The 21,309-nt window shown below is 69.5% G+C and carries 23 protein-coding genes; 11 read left to right on the forward strand and 12 right to left on the reverse strand.

From position 1 onward, the window contains the following. Positions 1 to 23: 23 nt before the first annotated feature. The 4 genes from F9C41_RS02335 to F9C41_RS02350 form a co-directional block, all read right to left on the reverse strand. Positions 24 to 2,306 carry a hypothetical protein gene (locus F9C41_RS02335; protein WP_155384888.1) on the reverse strand — a complete coding sequence of 761 codons (2,283 nt, stop codon included), beginning with the start codon at positions 2,304 to 2,306 and terminating at the stop codon, positions 24 to 26. Between the two features lie 233 nt (positions 2,307 to 2,539). Next, positions 2,540 to 2,923 (reverse strand): hypothetical protein, encoded by a 384-nt coding sequence (locus F9C41_RS02340; RefSeq protein WP_155384889.1) that lies wholly within the window; start codon positions 2,921 to 2,923, stop codon positions 2,540 to 2,542. Positions 2,924 to 3,369: 446 nt separating this feature from the next. Next, positions 3,370 to 3,906, reverse strand: coding sequence for an AAA family ATPase (locus F9C41_RS02345; RefSeq protein ID WP_155384890.1), 537 nt, complete (start codon positions 3,904 to 3,906; stop codon positions 3,370 to 3,372). Between the two features lie 53 nt (positions 3,907 to 3,959). Further along, entirely contained in the window at positions 3,960 to 4,472 is a 513-nt protein-coding gene (locus tag F9C41_RS02350; protein ID WP_155384891.1) for an SMI1/KNR4 family protein, read from the reverse strand. A gap of 134 nt (positions 4,473 to 4,606) precedes the next feature. Between F9C41_RS02350 and F9C41_RS02355 the strand changes: the two genes are divergently transcribed. Together F9C41_RS02355 and F9C41_RS02360 are read left to right on the forward strand one after the other, a co-directional pair. Next, entirely contained in the window at positions 4,607 to 5,866 is a 1,260-nt protein-coding gene (locus tag F9C41_RS02355; RefSeq protein ID WP_155384892.1) for a sensor histidine kinase, read from the forward strand. 4 nt (positions 5,867 to 5,870) lie between these two features. Then, a complete protein-coding gene (locus tag F9C41_RS02360; protein ID WP_155384893.1) occupies positions 5,871 to 6,512 on the forward strand; it encodes a response regulator transcription factor in 642 nt (213 codons plus the stop codon). 86 nt (positions 6,513 to 6,598) lie between these two features. Here the strand turns inward: F9C41_RS02360 and F9C41_RS02365 are convergent, their stop codons facing one another. Continuing rightward, positions 6,599 to 6,901, reverse strand: coding sequence for a putative quinol monooxygenase (locus F9C41_RS02365; protein WP_155384894.1), 303 nt, complete (start codon positions 6,899 to 6,901; stop codon positions 6,599 to 6,601). A 157-nt stretch (positions 6,902 to 7,058) separates the two neighbouring features. Between F9C41_RS02365 and F9C41_RS02370 the strand changes: the two genes are divergently transcribed. Further along, positions 7,059 to 8,537, forward strand: coding sequence for an SDR family oxidoreductase (locus F9C41_RS02370; RefSeq protein WP_155384895.1), 1,479 nt, complete (start codon positions 7,059 to 7,061; stop codon positions 8,535 to 8,537). 22 nt (positions 8,538 to 8,559) lie between these two features. On the opposite strand, the gene F9C41_RS02375 is transcribed toward F9C41_RS02370, so the two are convergent. After that, complete coding sequence (locus F9C41_RS02375; protein WP_155384896.1) at positions 8,560 to 9,240, reverse strand: arginase family protein; 681 nt, start codon at positions 9,238 to 9,240, stop codon at positions 8,560 to 8,562. A gap of 15 nt (positions 9,241 to 9,255) precedes the next feature. Continuing rightward, positions 9,256 to 9,453: a hypothetical protein gene (locus F9C41_RS02380; protein ID WP_155384897.1), complete on the reverse strand. Its 198-nt coding sequence runs from the start codon at positions 9,451 to 9,453 to the stop codon at positions 9,256 to 9,258. A gap of 111 nt (positions 9,454 to 9,564) precedes the next feature. On the opposite strand from F9C41_RS02380, the gene F9C41_RS02385 reads away from it, so the two are divergent. Beyond that, complete coding sequence (locus tag F9C41_RS02385; RefSeq protein WP_155384898.1) at positions 9,565 to 10,347, forward strand: hypothetical protein; 783 nt, start codon at positions 9,565 to 9,567, stop codon at positions 10,345 to 10,347. Between the two features lie 8 nt (positions 10,348 to 10,355). Here F9C41_RS02385 and F9C41_RS02390 read toward each other — a convergent pair whose 3' ends face one another. Continuing rightward, positions 10,356 to 11,045, reverse strand: coding sequence for a YoaK family protein (locus F9C41_RS02390; protein ID WP_155384899.1), 690 nt, complete (start codon positions 11,043 to 11,045; stop codon positions 10,356 to 10,358). A gap of 193 nt (positions 11,046 to 11,238) precedes the next feature. Between F9C41_RS02390 and F9C41_RS02395 the strand changes: the two genes are divergently transcribed. The 3 genes from F9C41_RS02395 (at position 11,239) to F9C41_RS02405 (ending at position 13,371) form a co-directional block, all read left to right on the forward strand. Continuing rightward, positions 11,239 to 12,222, forward strand: coding sequence for a GIY-YIG nuclease family protein (locus F9C41_RS02395; RefSeq protein ID WP_155384900.1), 984 nt, complete (start codon positions 11,239 to 11,241; stop codon positions 12,220 to 12,222). Between the two features lie 138 nt (positions 12,223 to 12,360). Further along, positions 12,361 to 12,588, forward strand: coding sequence for a hypothetical protein (locus tag F9C41_RS02400; RefSeq protein ID WP_155384901.1), 228 nt, complete (start codon positions 12,361 to 12,363; stop codon positions 12,586 to 12,588). A gap of 135 nt (positions 12,589 to 12,723) precedes the next feature. Then, positions 12,724 to 13,371, forward strand: coding sequence for a TMEM175 family protein (locus F9C41_RS02405; RefSeq protein WP_155384902.1), 648 nt, complete (start codon positions 12,724 to 12,726; stop codon positions 13,369 to 13,371). A 1-nt stretch (position 13,372) separates the two neighbouring features. On the opposite strand, the gene F9C41_RS02410 is transcribed toward F9C41_RS02405, so the two are convergent. Further along, positions 13,373 to 13,711 carry a DUF3817 domain-containing protein gene (locus tag F9C41_RS02410; protein WP_155384903.1) on the reverse strand — a complete coding sequence of 113 codons (339 nt, stop codon included), beginning with the start codon at positions 13,709 to 13,711 and terminating at the stop codon, positions 13,373 to 13,375. Between the two features lie 258 nt (positions 13,712 to 13,969). Here F9C41_RS02410 and F9C41_RS02415 point away from each other — a divergent pair, with 258 nt between their 5' ends. The 4 genes from F9C41_RS02415 (at position 13,970) to F9C41_RS02430 (ending at position 18,379) form a co-directional block, all read left to right on the forward strand. Further along, positions 13,970 to 15,562 (forward strand): phytoene desaturase family protein, encoded by a 1,593-nt coding sequence (locus F9C41_RS02415; RefSeq protein WP_230689231.1) that lies wholly within the window; start codon positions 13,970 to 13,972, stop codon positions 15,560 to 15,562. Then, complete coding sequence (locus F9C41_RS02420; protein ID WP_230689232.1) at positions 15,559 to 16,362, forward strand: fatty acid desaturase family protein; 804 nt, start codon at positions 15,559 to 15,561, stop codon at positions 16,360 to 16,362. The genes F9C41_RS02415 and F9C41_RS02420 overlap by 4 nt, the downstream gene beginning before the upstream one ends. Further along, positions 16,362 to 16,967: a TetR/AcrR family transcriptional regulator gene (locus tag F9C41_RS02425; RefSeq protein ID WP_155384904.1), complete on the forward strand. Its 606-nt coding sequence runs from the start codon at positions 16,362 to 16,364 to the stop codon at positions 16,965 to 16,967. Before F9C41_RS02420 ends, F9C41_RS02425 begins: the two co-directional genes overlap by 1 nt. 101 nt (positions 16,968 to 17,068) lie before the next feature. Next, entirely contained in the window at positions 17,069 to 18,379 is a 1,311-nt protein-coding gene (locus F9C41_RS02430) for a ferredoxin reductase family protein (RefSeq protein WP_155384905.1), read from the forward strand. A 132-nt stretch (positions 18,380 to 18,511) separates the two neighbouring features. On the opposite strand, the gene F9C41_RS02435 is transcribed toward F9C41_RS02430, so the two are convergent. The 3 genes from F9C41_RS02435 to F9C41_RS02445 form a co-directional block, all read right to left on the reverse strand. Next, entirely contained in the window at positions 18,512 to 19,384 is an 873-nt protein-coding gene (locus tag F9C41_RS02435) for an alpha/beta fold hydrolase (RefSeq protein WP_155384906.1), read from the reverse strand. 75 nt (positions 19,385 to 19,459) lie between these two features. Further along, entirely contained in the window at positions 19,460 to 20,107 is a 648-nt protein-coding gene (locus F9C41_RS02440; protein WP_230689233.1) for a TetR/AcrR family transcriptional regulator, read from the reverse strand. Between the two features lie 66 nt (positions 20,108 to 20,173). Beyond that, positions 20,174 to 21,190 (reverse strand): NAD-dependent epimerase/dehydratase family protein, encoded by a 1,017-nt coding sequence (locus F9C41_RS02445; protein WP_155384908.1) that lies wholly within the window; start codon positions 21,188 to 21,190, stop codon positions 20,174 to 20,176. Positions 21,191 to 21,309 lie beyond the last annotated feature (119 nt).

Genomic DNA, 21,309 nt, shown 5'->3' on the forward strand with positions numbered 1-21,309 from the left:
GGCCTGAGGCGATCTACTCGGATTTACTGATACCGAATCGTCTCGTGCCATAACAAGATTGCGCGAACCAGTCCTCGATCCCCTATTCGTTCCGCGCCCCTTAGGACATTATCGTACAAAGTTCTGCCACCAAGCTCGAGTGCGATCACAAAGACCGCCTCCCAGGAGGCGTCCAGATAGTGACCTGCCATTACGTCTGCAACATCCGCGGGTGCCATCCTTGCAAGGTGGGACGCCGCCAGATGCTCGCGGATTGCGGTATGGGAAAAGGCGAAGAAGGACTCGCCCTCGGGCGTTTGCACTGCCTCGCTAAACAGTCCAGATCGTGCGGCCATAACATCGATGACTCTGACCGCTGGTACGTTCTCGGACAAGTTTTCCATTGTTTGGGTGACGATATCCACCAAATGTCGTTGGCTGACGAAAACGCGGTTGGTTGAGCTCTTTTGCATATCGTAGGCGGTTGCCTCCAGCACCTGCTTAAGGGCTTCAGGTGGGACGAACAGCGTTCCGCGTCTTTGCTCGCGGCGGAACACTGCTTGGTCGATGATCAAGTCCATCATGCGCGTGAAACTACGTGGCACTTGATTGTGGTAGTAAAGAGTTGACAGTGCCATCTGTGCATACAGTGGTGTTGTTATGAAATCCTCGGGTAGGCGGAGGGCTCGCTCGCGTAGCCGCTGAAATACCTCTCGTGGAATTGGGCTGTTGCTCGCGGTCGCTAGTTTCGACATATACCGAGTAGTGGTTTCCCGTGTCCACGGAGCAATGGTAATGAATGAGAACCCAGGAAAATCGCGGCGTGAGGAAGAATAATGTCGCGTGGTGACGAGCATCGCCACCGTAGGGTACGTCTTTGAGAACCCGATGATGGACGCTAATACATTTGTTCTTAATGATGGTTCGATTACCTCATCAAACCCGTCCACCACTACGGTGGCATCTCCATCATTCAGTATCGTCTGGAGTGCTTCAATTGGTAGCTCAAACCCGTAGCGGTGACGCAATGTCCTAATGATGAGCGTTTCAAGTCCGCTGTCTCCATCGCCTGACCTGAGATCGCGCGCCAGAATTATAAGGGGTAGCGGACCACCGCCGTCGGCTCCTCGTCGAGCAGTGGAGTTGTAGCATAGATTTCCTGCCATGGTTGTCTTACCCATGCCACCCGGCGCCACCAGTACAACTCGACGATCGCGCGGGAAGATCTCATCTAGACTCGTCGTCGTATCGATTGAATCGTCGCTGACCACCGGACTATCCACGTAGACTTGCGTCAGCGCGAGAGGTGTACCTTCGTTTCCAGGGAGACCCTCAAGATGGCTAAGAGATAGGCGAAGCTGCGGGAGGTACTCGCTATCCAATCGATCAAGCGACCACGCGACCATGCGAGCGACTGCCGCTTCGCGGACTTCGGTCTCTTCGACGTCGTGGGCCAAACTGTTGGCGCGTAACCAAATAAGGTCATGCATTCGGAACTTTGAGCTGGTAACCCGCTGGAGTAGCTCTCGGCTGACCAATTCATCGAAAATCCGTTCAGCCACATAAACGTCAGCCGAAATCAGTACATGTGCCAGTTCCGATTTCATTTCGGCCGACGGGGCGAGGCCAAGCAATCGATATCCGCGCGCGGTGGCTAAATCGAGATCGGAATAGGCTAGATCGAAGGTAGCGCGTACCCCCAGGCTGCCCGAAACCAAGTTATCGAGGCGCACTGAATCGTCATGGCCGCCCATGCGTCGGAGCAAATCATTCCACGACCAATGCGGATGAGCTTTTAGTAGGCCGCCTGCAATACGGAGCGCGAGCGGCAAGCTGTCGGTGAGTCGGACAACTTGCTTTACGGGCAGCAGGTCCGCTTCGGTGATCTCTCGCCGCGTGACCGCGCGCAGCATTTCCAATGCGGCATCGTCATCTAGCTTGCGGACAGGCATCGTATGCACACCCGGTAGTTCAGCGATCGGGGCCCAACTTGTGATAAGTACCGCGGCCTCTGCGGATCCAGGGAGCAACGGCTCAACTTGCTCCGCCGTGGAGGCATTGTCCACCACGATGATTGAGCGCATGGCGGCGAGAGCTGAACGGTACGATGCGGAGCGCAAGACCAAACCAGTGGGAACCTCTGCCGGAGGTACACCGAGTGCAACGAGAACGCCACCAAGGAGGTCCTCCGCGGATACAGCCACATTGTTGGAGCCGCGCAGATTAAAATAAATTTGACAGTCGGGATATAGCTTGCCGAGCTGGTGTCCCAGATGAATCGCTAGCGTTGACTTACCGGCACCGGGAATACCGTAAAGGTTCACCATCCGAGGTATCGGACCTGTGGCAAGCCACCCTGTTACTAGGCCGCTCTCGTGTTCACGGCCGCTGAAGTCCGGTGCCGCCAACGGAAGCTGTCGCACGAGGCGCGTGGCGAAGATATTGCTGGTGACATTTATTGGACCGTAGTTGTCGCCCCCGAAATTGAGCTGGCGTGCGTTGCCGGTGGCTTGAGCCTGGACACGCGGACCATTTCCGTATCGCATAGGGTCCGCGTTTCTCAGCCGAGATTAATCGGGCCGCTGTTGTTGCCGCCAAAGTTGACTTGACGGGCGTTATCCCGTGCCACGGCCACCACGCCGGCTAGTTTGCCGTTTTGTGAGACTTCCTTCAGTAGGCCTTCCAGCGTATTACGGAAGGTCTCGTCTGCTGAGACAGATGCTTGGACCTCGCTCGCGACAACGCTTTGTGCTTCAGAGCTGTCCTTGGCCGTCGCTAAGCGATCGAGGGCTTCTACGCCGCGTGGTGAGAGACGTGCGCGGACTGACGTCGCCAACCGCTGCATGGCATCCCAGGTTCGTGTCCCGGCCTGAGTTGCGAAGCCCTCGGCGGCCTTTGTGCCCAGCAACGCTGCGACAGCTATACCTATCGAAACGGGATCCATCTCTGTACCCTTCGGGCTCGAATCGATCGGAGTAGCGTGAAGCCGGGCGCAACGGACTCGTGGGTGTAGTCCCTGGAGTTTCCCTAGGCCGAGCTCTTCCGAGAATACGCCAGACCAGCTCAGGGTGGAGCTAGCGAACCGCTCTAGCCTTCCACTATGAGAAGGTGGTCGCAGTCCGCCGTTTGGGTGGCGTGTGTTCAGCAACCGGCCGTCCTACCAGAGGATCTTTCAGATATGTCGCGGCTGGCACATTGTGTCAGCCGCGCGAATCGGTTGGGTAGTAGGTTGTCCCTCAAATCTGCGGTAGATGGCTCCGGTTGCGACGACGGGTGCCTCACGATCGTTCGGTTGAGCCCGTAGGCGAGATCGTTCTTGTATTGCCTGGGGAATAGAGATCTTCAGGTGTGGAGTTGAGGAATGCGAGATCCAGACCTGCCGCTGGGCGCTCAGGAAGCCACCCAATCAGTCGCGGCGATTACGTCCGCGGCGATGTTGCCCACCATCCGACCGTCGGTCTCGATCCGCAACACGCTGGCTGGCGTGTCCCGGTCGAGCCGCGTGGCAGCGCGGGCGCTCCTCGCGATGTGCACGTCGAGGCCGCTGCCCAGTTCGCGCGCGGCCAGCCGCGCGTTGGCGACCTTATCCGAGGCGGTGAGCAGCACCCGGACGATCTTCACCGGCGCGTCCAGCGCCCGCGCCAGTTCGTCGGCGTACAGCACGCTCACGGTGTTGGTGTAGACGAGCCGCCGGTAGCCGAGCGCGGCGAAGTTGCGCCACAACGCGGCCAGGTTGTCGAGCACGATCCGGGACCGGTCCGGGTCCCCGGCGGGCGTCGGGAAGACCTGGCCGAGGAAGTCGCCCTCCAGCAGCACGTGCGCGATCCCGGCCGCTTCCAGCTTTGCGCACACCTCGGCCGCGACGGTCGACTTGCCGACGCCCGAACGACCCCCGATGAACAGCACCTCGACCTGATCCGCACCCATCGGACCATCATGGCCATGTGCACGCCCACGCGTCGCGCGAGTTTCGGCGGTGCTCAGCGGTCGTCTTCGTCGTCGAAGTCGTCGCTGCGGGTGAGTCCGCAGACGAAAGCACGGAAGTCGGCGGCGAGGTGCAGTTCGGTGCCGAACTCGGGGTCGAGCCAGGTCACCGATGGATCGGCATGGACGCCGCGGGCGCGATAGTCCAGCGCCACCCAGTAGTGCCCGTGTCCGAAGAGCAGCACGACCGGCGACGGCAGGCCCCACTCCTGCAGCAGGTAGGCGTTGTTGAACAGGGTGATCCTGTCGTCGCGGCCGATGCCTGCCAGATGCTCGAACGGCACGTGGTCGGGTGCCCAGGAGGTCGGCTCGTCGGCCGGGAACGCGTTCCGGGCGTCCGCCACGATGCCGCCGTTGCGCAGCCGCAGCAGCTCCACCAGCGACGACGGCAGCGTGACCCCGAGCTCTCGTTCGGCCTCGCCGAGCAGCTCGTCGGTCAGGGGCGGCAGCGTCATCGGGCTGTCCCCGGTGTCCCAGAACGTCGCCTTGACCTCATCGAACTGTGCCACGGCGGCAGCCTACGTTCCGCCGCGGACATCGAACCGGTCCGGGACGGCGGTCAGTGATGGTAGGGCTGTCCCCACCATCACCTCGGCGGGCAGCGGGATGGGAACGGCCCGGCCGGGCGCATAGCGTCTGCGGCATGACGATCCTTCGCCGCCTCGGCCTCGACGCCGCGTACAACCTGCTGGGTCTGCCGCTCGCGGTGGCCTCCTTCGCGCTGTGCATCGCGCTGTTCGCCGCCGGCGTCGGCACCCTGGTGACCTTCTTCATCGGGGTCGCCGTGCTCGCCGCCGCGCTGCTCGTCGCCCGGGGGTTCGCCGACATCGAGCGGCTGCGCCTGCAGAAGCTGTACGGCCGCCCTGTGCAGCGCCCGCGCTACCAGGCCGCACCCGAGGGGGCCGGCTGGATCCGCCGGATGACCAACCCACTGCGCCAGGGCCAGAGCTGGCTCGACCTGCTCCACGGCATCCTCAACCTGCCGGTGGCGATCATCGCGTTCGTGTTCACCGTGACCTGGTGGGCGATGGTGCTCGGCGGCCTCACCTACTGGATCTGGGGCCGCTTCGTCCCGGAGGAGGACGGCCAGAACATCGTCATCGAGAAGCTGCTCGGCTCGGACACCGAAGCGACCCGCACCCTGTTCAACACCCTTGTCGGCGTGTTCGCGCTGCTCACCTTGTACGGCGTGCAGCGCGGCGTCGCGGCGCTGCACGCGGGATTCGCCTCGATGCTGCTGACCGGGCTCGCCCAGCTGCAGGGGCGCATCGACGACCTGACCCGGGGCCGGGCCGCGGCGGTGTCGGCGGAGGCGGTGGCGCTGCGCAAGCTGGAGCGCGACATCCACGACGGCCCGCAGCAGCGGCTGATCCGGCTCGCGATGGAGCTGTCCCGGGCCCGCCGCCAGCTCACCGACGACCCGGACGCCGCCGGGCAGACCATCGACGGCGCGCTCGGCCAGGCCAAGGAGACGCTCGACGAGCTGCGGGCGCTGTCGCGGGGCATCGCACCGCCGATCCTGGCCGACCGGGGCCTGGCCGCCGCGCTGACCTCGCTCGCCGAACGCTCGACCGTGCCGGTGACGCTGGACCTGGCCGTCGAGGGCAGGCTGCCCGCGGCGACCGAGAACGCCCTGTACTTCGCCGCGGCGGAGGCGCTGTCCAACATCGCCAAGCACAGCGGGGCCGCCTCCGCCCGCCTGGAGGTGACCGAGCAGGATGGTCGCGTGTACCTGATGGTGACCGACGACGGGGTGGGCGGCGCGCACCTGGCCAAGGGCCACGGCCTCGCCGGGCTGGCGGACCGGCTGCGCGCGGTCGACGGGGACTTCGCCGTGGACTCCCCGGCGGGCGGACCCACGATCCTGGTCGCGCAGGCGCCGTCGACCGTGCCGGTGGCGTGAGCCGATGCGTGTCGTCGTCGCCGAGGACAGCGTGCTGCTGCGCGAGGGCATCGTCCGCCTGCTGATCGAGGCCGGCCACGAGGTCGTCGCCGCGGTCGGCGACGGGCCGGCCCTGGTCGACGCCATCGCCGTGCAGAAGCCCGACATCGCGGTCGTTGACGTGCGCATGCCGCCCAGCCACACCGACGAGGGTCTGCGCGCCGCGGTGCAGGCCCGGCGGGCGGCCCCGGGCACCCGGGTGCTGGTGCTGTCGCAGTACGTGGAGCTGGCGTACGCCGACGAGCTGCTCGCCGACGGCCGAGGCGGGGTCGGCTACCTGCTCAAGGACGCGGTGGTCGACGTCGACGGCTTCCTGGATGCGCTGGACCGGGTCGGGTCCGGCGCGACCGTGCTCGACCCGCAGGTCATCGCGCAGCTGATGATGCGTGGCAGGAGGGATCCGGTGCAGACCCTGACCCCGCGTGAGCGCGAGGTGCTGGAACTGATGGCGCAGGGCTACTCGAACACCGCGATCGGCCGGGCGCTGGTCATCGGCGACGGGGCCGTGGAGAAGCACATCGGCAACATCTTCGCCAAGCTCGACCTGGCCCCCGACGCCGATCAGCACCGCCGCGTGCTCGCGGTGCTGGCATACCTGCGGTCCTGAGCCGCGGTCCGGTCTCGAAGGTGCTGGTCCTGTTCCGGTCACCCGAGGTCTACGTGACCGTCGAGCAGCACTGATCTGTGGCGGGTTCAGCCGGGCAGCTTGGCTGCCAGCAGCTGCACCCTGCGGATCTCCGGTGGTTTGCGGAGCAGCTGGCCTGCGTGGCCCATCAGCGCGCCGGCGAGGTCGCCGTCGAGGTGGGCCTGCAGCGCTGCCTCGTCGGCGAACGCGTCGAACAGGCCGAACGTCGACTCGTCGAGGCGGAAGCAGAACCACGCCACGGTGCCCTTCTCCGCCTCGATCAGGGGCAGCCCGCCGGTGAGGAACGACGCCACCTCGTCCTCCATGCCCGGGGCGGCGTGCAGCGTCGCCATGAGGCCGATCGTGACCATGTGCGCTCCTGTCGCGGGGGAGGGATCAGGCGTCGTTCCACGCGAGAGTATCGAGATCGCCGGTCCGATATAGCCGATTGCTCCGGTTAGTGTCGGACCATGCCCGGTACGGCCGAATCCGCCCTGCGCATCGCCGCGACGGCCCTAGTCTGGGCATATGGTCGGGCGGGCCGGGAACGGCCGGCAGGTGCTGGTCACCGGGGCGACCGGGTACATCGGCGGACGGCTCGCCCCGCGGCTGATCGAGGCGGGGCACCGGGTGCGCTGCCTGACCCGGTCGGCGACCCGGCTGCGCGACGTGCCCTGGGCGGCCCAGGCCGAGATCGTCGAGGCCGACGTCTCGGACCACGCCTCGACCCGGCGGGCCCTGCGCGGCATCGAGGTGGCGTACTACCTGGTCCACTCACTCGGCTCGCCCGGGTTCGAGGACCTCGACCGGCGCGCCGCGCAGACCTTCGCCGACGCGGCCCGGCAGGAGAGCGTCCGTCGCATCGTCTACCTGGGCGGCCCGGCACCGGATCGGATCGCCGGGGCGTCGGCGCACCTGCGATCCCGCGACGAGGTCGCCCGGATCCTCACCAACTCCGGCGTGCCCACGGTGACGCTGCGGGCCGCGGTCATCATCGGCTCCGGCTCGGCTTCGTTCGAGATGCTGCGGCACCTGACCGAGCGGCTGCCGGTCATGGTGACGCCGCGCTGGGTCGGCAACCGCATCCAGCCCATCGCGGTCCGCGACGTGCTGCACTACCTGGTCGGCTGGGCGAGCGTGCCCGGCGACGTGAACCGGTCCTTCGACATCGGCGGCCCGGACGTGCTCACGTACCGGGAGATGATGAGCCGCTACGCGCGGGTGGCGGGGCTCAACCGGCGGGTCGTCGTCCCGGTGCCCCCGCTGTCGCCGTGGCTGTCCTCGCTGTGGGTGGGCCTGGTGACGCCGGTCCCCGGCGCCATCGCGACCCCGCTGGTGGAGAGCCTGATCCACGAGGCGGTCTGCCACGAGCACGACATCAGCCGTTACGTCACCGACCCGACGGGCGGGCTGAAGCCGTTCGACGAGGCGGTCCGGCTGGCGCTGCTCAGGATCCGCGACGCGGAGGTGGAGACCCACTGGACGACCGCGGCGTGGACGCGCGCCCCGGCCGAGCCGCTGCCCACCGACCCGGACTGGTCCGGCGGCAGCCTCTACGTCGACGAGCACACCGAGCGGGTCAAGGCCCCGCCGTCGGCGCTGTGGGAGGTCGTCTCCGGCGTCGGCGGGGACAACGGCTGGTACTCCTCCGACCTGGCCTGGACCGCGCGCGGCCTGCTCGACAAGGCCTTCGGCGGGATCGGCCTGCGCCGCGGCCGCCGCGACCCCGCCCTGCTGCGCGCGGGGGAGACGGTGGACTTTTGGCGGGTCGAGGAGATCGAGCCCGGCCGGCTGCTGCGACTGCGCGCCGAGATGCAGCTGCCGGGCCGCGCCTGGCTGGAGATGCGGGTCGGCGACGACCCACGGGGCAGCCGGTACACCCAGCGCAGCGTGTTCGCCCCCCGCGGCCTGGCCGGGCACCTGTACTGGCGGGCCACCGCACCCCTGCACTCGATGATCTTCGGTGACATGGCCCGCAACATCGCCCGCGCCGCCGAGCGCGCCTGACCGACCCGCCCCGGGTGCCGCGTCAGCGCGGCCGCAGCACGTCGGCGAACAGGTCGACCAGGGCGGTGGCGCACGAGCCGTCGGGGTCCTTCGTGGCGTTGTAGCAGCCGACCGAGACCCCGGCCAGGGCGTCGGACGCGGTCAGCGGCCGCATCAGCTCCCGCAGTTCGGCCAGCCGCAGCCCGTCCGGCATCAGGTAGTCCGTGGCGGGGAAGGCCCGCTGGTCGAGCACGTCGACGTCCAGATGCACCCAGTAGGGGCCGCCTCGGGCCAGCGCCTCGCGGGCTGCCGCGCCCGCCTCCGTGATGCCCTGTTTCTGCAGGTCGTCGGGGGTGGACTCGGGCCGGTAGCCGAGCTGTTCGGGCAGCACCGAGCCGTACTCGATCGCCTCGGCGCGGTCGCGCGGCCCCAGCAGCTGCAGCCGGTCCGGCGTGACCAGCGGACCGCCGACGAGATCCACCCAGTCCACCGGCCCGTGCCCGGTGACCACGGAGATCGGCATGTCGGCCGGCTCGCCGGTGGGGGAGGTGCGTCCGTCATAGAGGTCCAGGTGCCCGTCGAGGTACGCGAGCCCGGTGCCGCCCAGGGCATCACGTGCTCCCGCGAGCACGGCGGGCACCAGGGTGCAGCAGCCGCCGATCACCAGCGGCAGGTGACCGGCCGTGAGCAGCTGGTGGACGTGGCGGCGTACGACGTCGGTCATGGTGCGCACCGATGGTTAGGCGAGCACGCCGGTGTGCTCGTCGCGGACCCGGCCGACCAGGCGGACCGGCAGGTCCCCGCCGTCGCGGCCGCCGACGGCCGCGACCAAGCCCGCCGCGCGCAGGGCACCGGGGGACAGCTCGGTTCCGAAGGGCGGGTCGCCCGCCTCGGGCACACCGACGCAGTCGATCGGCACGCCCACCACCGTGATCATGAATCGAGTCTCGTCGCCGTCCGAGCCCGCGGCAAGCAGGCACGCCGCCCGTCACCACTCTGGACCCCGGCCGCCGTGACAGCGGTTCGGATCGACCCACATGATGTACGGATGGACGACGCCCCGAGCGCGACACCCCACCGCAACGAGGACATGGCCACGATGCTCGCCGCACGCGTGCGTGCCGAGTTCGGCGACCCAGCGGGTTGGCCGCGTCCCGGGGGCTACCCGGACGCGCTCGCCCTGTGCGCCATCGACTCGATCCAGTCGATCGGAGTGCGGTACGAGAGCGTCGGCAACGTCGTCACGCGATACCGGAAGTTCCGGCGTGATCAGGGTGGCGATCCCGCGACCGACGGTATGCCGCAACTGCTGCGCACGTTCGAGGACCTCGGTGGGGTCGAAGCCTGGGCTGCGCGGATAGGCACCGCGAATCGGACCTCGACGCACGCCGGAGCGCCGCTCAAAGCCCTCGCCATCGAGCAGGCAGCCAACGCGCTTTCGGCCCTCAACGTGCTGACGTGCCGGGATCTCAGAGGTTGCGAGTCCGATCGACTCAAAGCGGTGCGGTCTGCCTGGTGCGGTGTGCCTGGGCAGGGCTCCGGCACCTCCTGGCGATACCTGTTGATGCTGGCAGGCGTCCCGGGCGTCAAACCCGACCGCATGATCATCCGTTTCGTCGCCGGCACCGTCAGCCGATCCGAGGGATCAGTCAGCGCCTCGCTCGCCGCCGCAGTGGTCCTGCGTGCGGCCGAACAGCTCGGGGTAACGGCTACCGACCTCGACCACGTGGTCTGGCGCCGGCAGTCCGGACGGGACACCGACGTCGAGGCTGAGCCGATGTCTGCCGACGGTGTCGCCGACCCTCCCTCGGCCGAGCGGGCCGCCCTCTGAGCTGACCTTCAGGAGGCGCCGCGACGGCGGTCGTCGGCGAGGAACAGGGCCAGTCCGATCAGCAGCAGGCCGGTCGCCACCCACACGGCGCGATCACCGAGGTGGAACGTGACCAGACCGCCGAGCAGCGCGCCCACGGCGAATGAGCCGACAGCCGGCCACAGGCTGCGGGCCTGCGCGGCCGCGTCGCGCTCGCGGCGGACGACCGCGCCGTACACGGCCTGGGCGGCGTTGCGCAGGTTGGTCGTGGTGACTGTCGTGTTGAACGTCCACCGGCCGATCAGCCCGAACGATGTGATCTGCACCGACGCCACGAAGGCGATCAAGACGGCGACCAGGTCGTCGGATCCGCCGGACGGCAGCAGGCCGACCACGACCAGCACCAGGATCTCCAGCACCAGCGCGGCCCGCACCGGTTTGCGCAGAGCGCTGGCCACCCGGGGCAGCCGGATGGTCTCGGCCGCCCACACCCCGACCACGAACGCGATGATCGGCGGCACGTGCCGCAGCGCCTCACCCCACTGCGCCTGCGCGGCCTGCACACCCAGCAGCACCACGTTGCCGGTCTGCGCGGTCGCGAACACCCCGCCACGACCGAGGAACGTGTAGGCGTCGAGGAACCCAGCGGCCATCGTGAGCAGCACGATCAGGCGCAACGACCGCGACGTCCGGTACGGGACGCCGCCCGGTTCCCCCATCGCCACACCTCCTGACGCACCTTCCCACGATGTTTCCCGGCGAACGCTCGGCACGTGCCGAGACCGGATTCTTCGCCGCAAAGGACCGCCGTACACCCCGTATGCGACACCGTCGACCTCGGAAGGTCGACAGTCGTTGTCACCTGGACGCGGGCCTGCTGCGATATAGGTCGACGACGGGAGGGGCACGACCATGCTCGATGGCACGGTCCAGGTAGGCGACGTCGACCTGCCCGGCTACCAGGTGATGAGCGTGGCGGGGTTGCGCTCCATCGCCCACCTGGTGTCTCGGACCAGCGGCCGGTGCGGTGTCTACGTGCTGCGTTTCCGTAACGCCGACAGGTACGTCGGCCAGGCCGTCGACGTGGCAGTCCGCTTCGCGGCCCACCGGCGCGCATACGGCGACGACATCGTCGAGATCGCTTTCCGGCGCGTGGCGCGCCGGTCGCTGGATCTGGCGGAGCGTGCCGAGATCCAGCGGCTGCACCAAGCTGTCCCGCTGCGCAATGTCGTCGACACCCCCGGCCGTCTCGGGGCGAGCGACTTCGACGAGTTGGTGCCGCCGCAGGAGCAGCAGGACTGGCTGACCTCCCGCCCGGCGACGCTCACGGGCGTGGAGCGCACCGAGCCGCCGCAGCTGCGACAGCGGCAGCAGTACCGGTTCGCCCGGCTCGCCGCGGACGAGCGGTTCCCCGCCCTCGCTGAGCTGCTGCATCGCTACCTTGCCTGGACTGTGCCCAGCCCTGGCCGGACCGAGCTGAGCTACTGGTCGCTGAGCGCGGTGCCGACCACCAACAGCGCCACCTATCCGCGGCTGCTCACCCTGTCGGTGCACACGCTGGAGACCCTGTACGTGTGTACGCCGAAAGCGCGCCCGGACGAACTCATGATCGTCCTGAACGCTGACCTCGGTACGCTGCTTGACCACCACGGAAGCCTGAACTCGTTCGAGTCTCGGACGGGTGCCGTCGTGCGGGAGGCGGACTATGCCGTCCGGTCCTCGGTCGCCACGCTGGAAACCGGATCGACAGCCGAGGCGCGGGACCTGCTCGCCGAACCAAGCGTTATGGCAGCGGCCCGGCGGCTCAACCTGGACCTGATGCGCAAGGGCCCGACAATGCACTGGCGGTCGCACTGCTACGACCTCGGCGACGTGGCATTCGGCCGGGCGGCCTGAGTCAGCCCAGCCCACGCGTCGGCAGACCCGATCGGTCAGGAATCGAGAAGCGTGGGCATGGCGGCCGCAACTAGCGTGGCCGCCATGCCCCGTAGGTCGTCGGGGATCAGGGATTCCCGTCTTCCTCAGGAGCTCGCATTGAACTGGAACAAGTGGATCAGGCAGGCGCACCGCTGGGTGTCCGTCGCCTTCACGGTGAGCGTCATCGCTACCTTCATCGCCCTGGCGCAGGAGGAACCGGTCGTCTGGGTCTCCTACGTGCCGCTGCTGCCGCTCGCGTTGCTCCTGCTCAGCGGGCTGTACCTGTTCGCGCTGCCGTATGCCGCCAAGTGGCGCAACCGGCGGCGGACCGCTCAGGAGGCGTGACTCAGGCCAGCGCCTCACCGGCGAAGTGCCGCCGCCGGTGCTCCCGGTGAAGAGGCCGACAGGTCGGTCGCCGCTGACCGTGGGCGCATGCCGGATTTCGGCCGCTCACGGCCTGCTCGGGCCTAAAGTGATCATGTGGTCAGGGGTTCCGCGCGTGTCTGGGGGCGCGACACGGTGGAGTTCGGCCGGGTGACCGGGTTCAGTGACGGACTGTTCGCCATCGCGATGACGCTGCTCATCGTCGAGGTCGCGGTGCCACGCATGATCCACACGGGCAGCAGTCGCGAGCTGCTGGACAGGCTCGAGGAGTTGGTGCCGGAGTTCGCCGGCTTCTTCCTGTCGTTCGCGCTGATCGGCCGGTACTGGGTGGCCCACCACCAGATGTTCAGCGTGCTGCGCGGCATCGACTACGGCCTGATCTCGCGCAACCTCGTCTATCTGGCGTTCATCGCGTTCATGCCGTTCCCGACCGCGTTGCTGGGCGACTACTTCGACAACCCGCTGGCGGTCATCGCGTACGCCGTCACCGGCGCGATCGTCAGCGCCCTGGAGGTGGTGCTGCTGCGCTACGCGTGGAAGGCGAACCTGCTGCGTGTGAAGGTGACCCCGGAGGTGATGCGCTGGGGATCGATCATGTCGCTGTCACCGGTGGTGGCTTTCCTGATCTCGATCCCGGTGGCCTTCGTCAGCACGCCGCTCGCGGTGCTGATGTGGCTGATCACGGTGCCGTTCGGCATCTACATGCACCGCCGCGCCCCCGCGGGCGCGGACGTGCTGGAGTAGCTCAGCGGGCGGCGGCGACCGCGGGCTCGGCCTCGGCCTGGGCGGCGGCCGGGGTGCGCTTGGCGACCCAGCGCTCGAAGAGCAGGCCCAGGAACGGCGGGATGGACGCCGCGCCGCCGACGACCAGGCGGCCGAAGCTCCAGCGGTGCACGCGGGCGGTCCACAGCAGGGTCACCAGGTAGAAGACGAACATCGCGCCGTGCACCCGGCCGAAGACGAACACGCCGATGTCGTTCTTGACGACGATGTACTTGAAGAACATGCCGATGAGCAGGCCGGCCCAGGAGATGGTCTCGGCGATGGCGGCGTAGCGGAACCAGCGGCCTGCGGTGCTCGACATGAACTCTCCAGGAAGTCGGCGGTGACGGAGCCGATCATAGAGCCGCGCCGGCGCACCTCGACGGGCTCGCCACGCTGCTGTGATCGGCGTGACCTTAACCGTTGATCCACGAAAATGCCTGAAAGCCTTCTGAAGATCTGCACTACGGCGACGATCCGCTGGTCAGGGGCGGGTTTGAAACATGGCATTGACTCGATGGACCGGGCGCTCTAATTTGAACACGTGTTCAGAACAGATGTTCAGAATCATGTTGCGCCCGTGGGCTTCTCCCGGACGCCGACCTTCACCCGGTCCCGTGACCTGCCCGGACGCTGCGACGTCGCAGTGCTCGGCGGTGGGCTCGCGGGGCTGTCCACCGCGCTGCGGCTGCAGGCCGCGGGGCTGTCCACGATCGTCTTCGAGGCGCACGGGCACGCCGGCGGCTGCGCGGGCTACTTCCGGCACCGGGGCTTCTCCTTCGACGTCGGTGCGACCACCCTGGTCGACTTCGCGCCCGGCGGCGTCGGCGACGAGCTGCTGGCCACGACCGGCGCGCCCGCGCTCGACGCCGAGCAGCTGCCCGGATACGTCGCCTGGCTGCCCGACCGCGTGGTCACGCTGCACCGCGAGCAGTCCCGGTGGCACGCCGAGCGGCTGCGCACCCTCGGCGACACCCGCGCGCACCGGCGCTTCTGGGCCGAGCTGGACCGGCTGGCCGAGGTGTTCTGGGCGGCCAGCCGGTCCGGGATCCGCCTGCCGGTGCGCACGCCCGCCGACGCGCTGCACGACCTGCGCGCGGTCGGGCTGCGGCACCTGCCGCTGGTCCGCCATCTCGGCCGGACCATGGGCGACGCGCTGCGCGCGCACGGCCTGCGAGATCAGGATTCGCTGGTATCGCTGCTCGGCATGCTGGTCGAGGACACCGTGCACAGCACCGTCGACCGCGCCCCGCTGATCAACGCGGCGCTCGGGGTGACCATCCGCGGCGCGGGTTTGACCCGGCACCGCGGCGGCATGCACGGGTTCTGGCGGGTCCTGGTCGCGCACTACCGCGCGCTCGGCGGCGACCTGCGCACCGGCTGCCGCGTCCAACGCGTCACCGGCCACGGCGCCGCGAGCCGGCGGGGCAGCCTCCTAGGACACCTTAGAGGTGGTGACGCCGGGTTCACCGTGCACACCGCGCGCGGCAACGTCGAGGCGGGCGTCGTGGTGAGCGCGCTGCCCGCGCCGATCACGGCCCAGGTGGCCGCGGGCACTCCGGTGGCGGCGGGGCTGCGGCCATACCTGGAGCGCGACGAACCCGACCTGGGCGGGGCGGTGGTGGTTTTCCTCGGCGTGCCCGAGCACGAGGTCGCCGGGCAGGAGTTCACCCACCACCAGCTGATGCAGGACTACGCGAGGCCGCTCGGGGAGGGCAACAACATGTTCGTGTCCGTGTCCTCGCCCGGTGACGAGGTCAGCGCGCCGCCCGGCCACCGCGCTGTCATGATCTCCACGCACACCGAGCTGGCCGGGTGGCAGGGACTGTCCGAGGCGGAGTACGCCGCGCGCAAGCAGGAGCTCGGGCAGCGCCTGATCGAGCACGCCCGGCGGGTGTATCCGCGGCTGGGGGAGCGGGCCGTGGTCCGGCAGGTCGGCACACCGCGCAGCTACGAGCGGTTCACCTGGCGACCCCACGGAGCGGTCGGCGGGGTACGGCAGACGGTGCGCAACTCCAACCAGTTCGCCGTGCCGCACCGCACCGCGCTGCCGGGGTTCTGGCAGGTAGGCGACACGACGTGGCCCGGCCTGGGCACCGTGGCCTGCGTGCTCGGCAGCCGACTGGTCGCCGAGGACGTGCTGCGCCACGCACCCGCGGGGGTGCGGTCGTGAGCACGAAGCTGCCGAGCCTGAGCGAGGTCGGCACGGACCTGCTGGCCGTGTCGCCGTGGCGCACCCGGGTCGCGCTGGTCCGGCCGTACGCGATGATCGGGGTCTTCGCGCTCGTCGCGTGGGCCGGCTGGTGGTGGCTGACGCCGCTGGTGGTGTTCGGGGTGTTCGTGTCCGTGGTGACGGTGACCCATGACGTGGTGCACCGGGCGCTGGGACTCACGCCGCGGCAGACCGAGTGGGCGCTGTTCTTCACCGGGCTGGTGCTGCTGGAGAGCGGGCACGCGTACCGGTCCACCCACCTGCAGCACCACCGGCTGTTCCCCAGCGACGAGGACCCTGAGGGCTACCCGGCGAACCTGTCGCTGTTCGGGGCCGTCCTCTACGGACCGGTGTTCCTGGCCCGCCTGTGGTGGTGGTCGTGGCGGCGCGCCCGCGGCGACCGCGGCCTGCGGACCTGGCTGCTGGTCGAGGGCGCGATGCCGGTCGCCGCGCTGGCCGGGGGAGTGCTGCTGTGGCCGGTCACCCCGGCGCTGCTGGCCTACGCGGTGATGGCGATCGCGGGCAGCTGGGTGTATCCCTTGCTCACCGTGTACCTGCCGCACCACGACTACGGCGACGAGCCGCTCACGCAGACGCGTACGCTGCGCGGGAGGGTCATCCCCGCGATCTTCCTCGAGCTGACCTACCACCTGGAGCATCACCTGTACCCGCAGATCCCCAGCCACCGCCTGCCCGAGCTGGCCCGCCGCCTCGACCCGCACCTGTCCGCGGCGGGCGTGCGCCCGGTCCGGGTCATCTGATGCCGCCACGCGCCGACACCCGGGCGCGGGTGCTGCACGCGGCCGCCCGCACCCTCGCCGACGAGGGCTACGGCCGCTGCACCGCCCGCGCCGTCGCCAAGACCGGCGGGTTCGCGCCCGGCGTCATCTACTACCACTTCACCGACATGGACGACCTGTTCGTGGCCACGTCGCAGTTCACCAGCGAGGCCCGGCTGGCCCGCTACCGGGCCGAACTCGACGGCGTCAGCACCGCCTCGGACACCCTGGCCCGGCTGCGCCGCCTGTACGACGAGGACGGCGCGGCCGGGCACATCGCCGCCGTGCAGGAGCTGGTCGCCGCGGCGAACGCCAACGCCCGGCTGGCCGAGCAGGTGAAGGTGCAGACCGCGGTGTGGCAGGACTTCGCGGCCGGGGTCATCGAGCGCCTGCTCGCGGGCACGCCGCTGGCCGAGCTGATCCCGGTGCGCGAGGTCGCCACCGCCGCGGTCGCGCTCTACCTGGGCATGGAGATGCTGTCCCACCTCGACGCCCACCGGCTCGGCCCGGACTCGCTGTTCGACGCCGCGGAACGCTTCGCCCCGCTGGTCGACGCCTGGCGGCTCAGCCTGGCCGAACCGGACTGATCCGCCTGACCGGCACGGTACGGTGCACAGTGGCGGGGCAAAGCGACCAAAGGTGCACATAGGTCCTGCCCAGTACGGCCGCATGGGCTGGAGGTGACGCGATGAGCCTTGTCGTGCGGGGCGTGCTGTGGATCGGGCTGTTCCTCGGCGTCGCGGTCGCGCCACTGGTGTTCGCGGTGATCGGCTTCTCGGGTCCGGGCCGCGGCTTCGCGACCGAGTTCTCGGCCGCGCTCGGCTTCGTCGGGCTCGCCCTGATGGGCCTGGAGTTCGCCCTCGTCGCCCGGTTCCGGGCCGTCGCCGCCCCGTTCGGCACCGACGCACTCGTGCAGTTCCACCGCGAGATGGGCCTGGTCGGCCTGGTGTTCGTGCTCGTGCACGTGGCGATCTCGGCACCGTGGGACCTGGTCGTGCGGCCCTTCGCCGACGACACCCCGGCGCGGGTCCGCTGGGCGCTGCTGTCGACGATCGCGCTGCTGGCGCTGGTCGCGTCGTCGCTGTGGCGCAAGCGCCTGCGGCTGTCGTACGAGGCGTGGCACGCGTTGCACGCCGTGCTCGCCGTCGTGGTGATCGTGGCCGCGCTGTTGCACGCGCTGCTCGTCGACCACTACCTGGACGCCGCGTGGAAACGCGCGCTGTGGATCGTCATGTCGGCCGCGTTCCTCACGCTGCTGGTGTGGGTGCGGATCGGCAAACCGCTGACGCTGCGCCGCAAACCGTGGACGGTCGAGCGGGTCACGCCGGAGCGGGGTCGTACGACGACGCTCACGCTGCGCGCCGACGGCCATCCGGGGTTCCGGTTCGCACCCGGCCAGTACGCGTGGTTCGCGATAGGCCGCTCGCCGTTCTCGCTCACCAAGCACCCGTTCTCCCTGTCGTCGAGCGGCCAGTCGGCGGATGTCGTCGAGGTGAGCATCAAGGCGCTCGGCGACTTCACGTCCACCGTGGCCGACCTGGATGTCGGCACCAGGGCGTACCTCGACGGACCGCACGGCGTCTTCAGCCCCGACCTGTACGAGGGACCGGGCTTCGGCCTCGTCGCCGGCGGCGTCGGCGTCACCCCGGTGATCAGCATCCTGCGTGCCTTCGCCGACCGCGGAGACCGCCGACCGGTCGTCGCCTTCATTGCCAACCGCAGCTGGGACGAGGTCACCTTCCGCGAGGAGCTGGAGTGCCTCGCCTCCCGGCTCGACGTGCAGGTGGTGCACACCCTGGACGAGCCGCCGCCCGGCTGGACCGGCGAGACCGGCCGAGTCACCGCGGACATGCTGCGCCGCCACCTGCCGCCTGGCTACGAGCGCTGGCAGTTCTTCGTGTGCGGAGCCGATCCGATGATGGACGCGATGGAGGACGCCCTGGTCGGGCTGGGCGTGGCTCCCGCGCGCATCCACACCGAGCGCTTCAACTGGGTCTGAGCGGAGGCTGCCATGCGTCATGCCCTGGTGACACGGCTCGTCCTCGCGCTCGCGCTCGTGCTACTGGCGGCCAGTGCCGTCTTCGCCGCTGTGCAGGCTTGACCCGTCGCGCATCCGGGCGAAGCACGCGCTTCACGCAGCCATGTCCAGCCCTTTCAAGAATCCGCGGATCAGGGCGGTCGCCTCCCTGGGGGCCTGGCGCAGCACGCTGTGCCCGACCCCCGGCAGGACGTGGACGGCGATATCGGCGTTCGGGAGCGAGCCCGGCAGCCGCTGCGCTCCGGCCGCGGGCGACACCGGATCGTGCTCGCCCGCGAGCACCAGGACGGGGCACGTGATGTCGGCTCCGTACGGTGCGATCTCGGCGGGTCCGCAGCCACCGCCCTGGAAGTGGAGCTGCACCTCGTTGTTCATGCGGGCACGGGCGATCCGGGGTGCCAGGTCCGAGCCGGCTCCGGCAGCTCCGTAGAGGGGAAGGCAGTGCTCGCGCCACGCCGCGGTCGACTCGTCGCTCCGGTCGCCGCCGAGGTAGCGGCGCGCGGCCTCCCGCGCCACCGGACCGCCGCGCCGCTCGAACACGTCCAGGGTCTCTTCCAGCGAGCCGGGCAGCCCGAGGGCGCTGTCCAGCACCAGCCCGGCGACCAGCTCGGGGTGCCGCGCCGCGCAGACCGCGGCGACGAGCGCGCCACTCGACGAGCCGACCAGCACCGGGCGGGTGATGTCCAGTGCCTGGCACAAGGCTGCGACGTCGTCTGCCCAGCGGGTCCAGGTCCAGTCGGACGGCTCACCCGCGTCGGAGCGGCCCGAGCCACGCTGGTCCAGGTAGACGAGCTGCGCGACGTCGGTCAGCGCGGACGTCTCGGGCTTGAACAGGCTGTGGTCGGCGCCCGGTCCACCGTGGAGCAGCAGCAGCGTGGGCCGCTCGCGCATGCGGTCGCCGTCGGGCGCGAGCGCGCTGCCGTCGACGTCGAAATGCAGCGCCACGTCACCCACCGACACCCGCATCCGACCATCATGGCCTGACGGCGGTCGTCGGTGGGGCCCCGATACGCGCCGGCCGGGTTCGCCGGGCCGTGGACCTCAGGTCCTTTTGCCTGCTTTGAGGACGGTGTCGAGCGCGGAGATCGGGGGCGGCGGCACGGGCAGCGGGGGTCGCTCGGTCGCGCGGAGACCGTCCAGCAGGAGGGCGAGATAACGTCGCCACAGTTCGGCGCCGGTCGCCCGGCTCATCTCGAAGGCCGGTCCGAGCAGCGCGAAGATCGCGGCGATGTCCTGCGCGGTGGCGTCGGCCCGGACCACCCCGGCCCGGTGGGCGCGGTCGAACAGGACGGTGACGGCTGCGATGATCTCCGGCCAGATGCGCGCCTGCTCGGCGTAGTCGCCCCGGCCGGCGAGGCTCTCGTAGAGGCCCCGGTCGGCTGCCTGGCGGCGGGCGGCCCGCTCGAAGAACAGTTCGAGCGCCGCCCACGGATCGTCGGTGTCGAGGGCGGCCCGGGCGTCGTGGAGGATCTGCTCGGTGGCCTCGGTGAGGATCTCGGCGGCGAGCGCCTGCTTGTTGGCGAAGTGCCGGTATGCCGTGCCCGTGCCGAGGCTGGCGTGCCGCGCGATGTCGTCGAGGGTGGCGCCGAACCCGCGCTCGGCGAAGACTTCCCGCGCGGCCGCGACCAGGCGTTCCCGGTTGCGCGCCGAGTCCTTGCGGGTGCCCTTGTGCGCGGCGGCGTCGTTCACCGGATGATCCTCCCACCGCGGCCGGGATCGGTGCGTCATGAGGGCACCGGCGCGGATGGTCGCGGTTCAGGCGAGCCCGTGTGCCAGCAGGCTGCGGGCGCAGCCGGTCACGGTGTCGGCGGCGGGCCGTGGCGTCCATCCCAGCACCCGCTGCGCCTTGGCGGTGCTGTGCCGGTTCCGGCGGCCGAGGGAGATCGTGATCGCGCGGAGCGGCGGGTCGAACCGCGCGGCGATCCGTACGACCAGGTTCGGCAGTTCCCGGGTCGGCACCTTGCGGGCGGCCGGCCCGAGTGCGGCCCGCAGCGCCTGTGCGATCTGGCTCATCCACACGAACTCGCCCGTGCCCAGGAACCGCTCACCGGCGGCGTCGGGGCAGGTCATGGCGCGGATGTGCAGGTCGGCGAGGTCGCGGACGTCGACGACCTCGAGTCCGATCCTCGGCGCGCCGGGCATCGCGCCCTGGAGCATCCGGGCGATGATGCGCACCGAGCCGAGGTTGTCCGTGGACAGGATCGGGCCGAACACCGCGCCCGGCAGCACCGTCGTCAGGGTCATCGGTCCGTCGTGCCGGGCCATGAAGTCCCAGGCGGCCTTCTCGGCCAGGGTCTTCGACCGACGGTAGGCGGGCAGCTTCGGGTCGTCGACCGTCCACAGGGTCTCGTCGGTGACCCCTTCCGAGGTGTAGGAGGTGGGGCTGGCGGCGTTCGCGGCCGAGGTCATGACGACCCGCCGCACGCCCGCCGCGGCCGCCGCGCGCAGCACCCGCAGCGTGCCGTCACGGGCCGGGACGATCAGTTCGTCGGGGTTGTGGGGGTTCTCCTCGCCCAGCGGCGACGCGACGTGCAGGACGCGGTCGACGCCGGCCATCGCCTCCGCCCAGCCGGCGTCGCCGGTTAGGTCGGCGACGACGAAGCTCAGCCGGCCGCCGGGATCGACCACGGTGCCTACCGCGTCGCGGACCGCCTGCTCCCGGGCGGCGGAGCGCACCGTGGCCCGCACGGTGTACCCCTGCTTCAGCAGCGCGACGATGCACCACCCGGCGACGTAACCGGTGCCTCCGGTGACCAGCACTGTCTCGGACATGTCGACCTCTTCTTTATCCGGAGATGGCGTCTCCGTTTCAGCGTACCACAAAGCGGAGACGCCATCTCCGGATAATTCCGGGGATGATCGACCGCGACCGGTAACCCGAGCGCGACAGG

It is taken from the genome of Catellatospora paridis (assembly GCF_009720365.1).
GTDB classification, from domain to species: Bacteria; Actinomycetota; Actinomycetes; order Mycobacteriales; family Micromonosporaceae; genus Catellatospora; species Catellatospora paridis.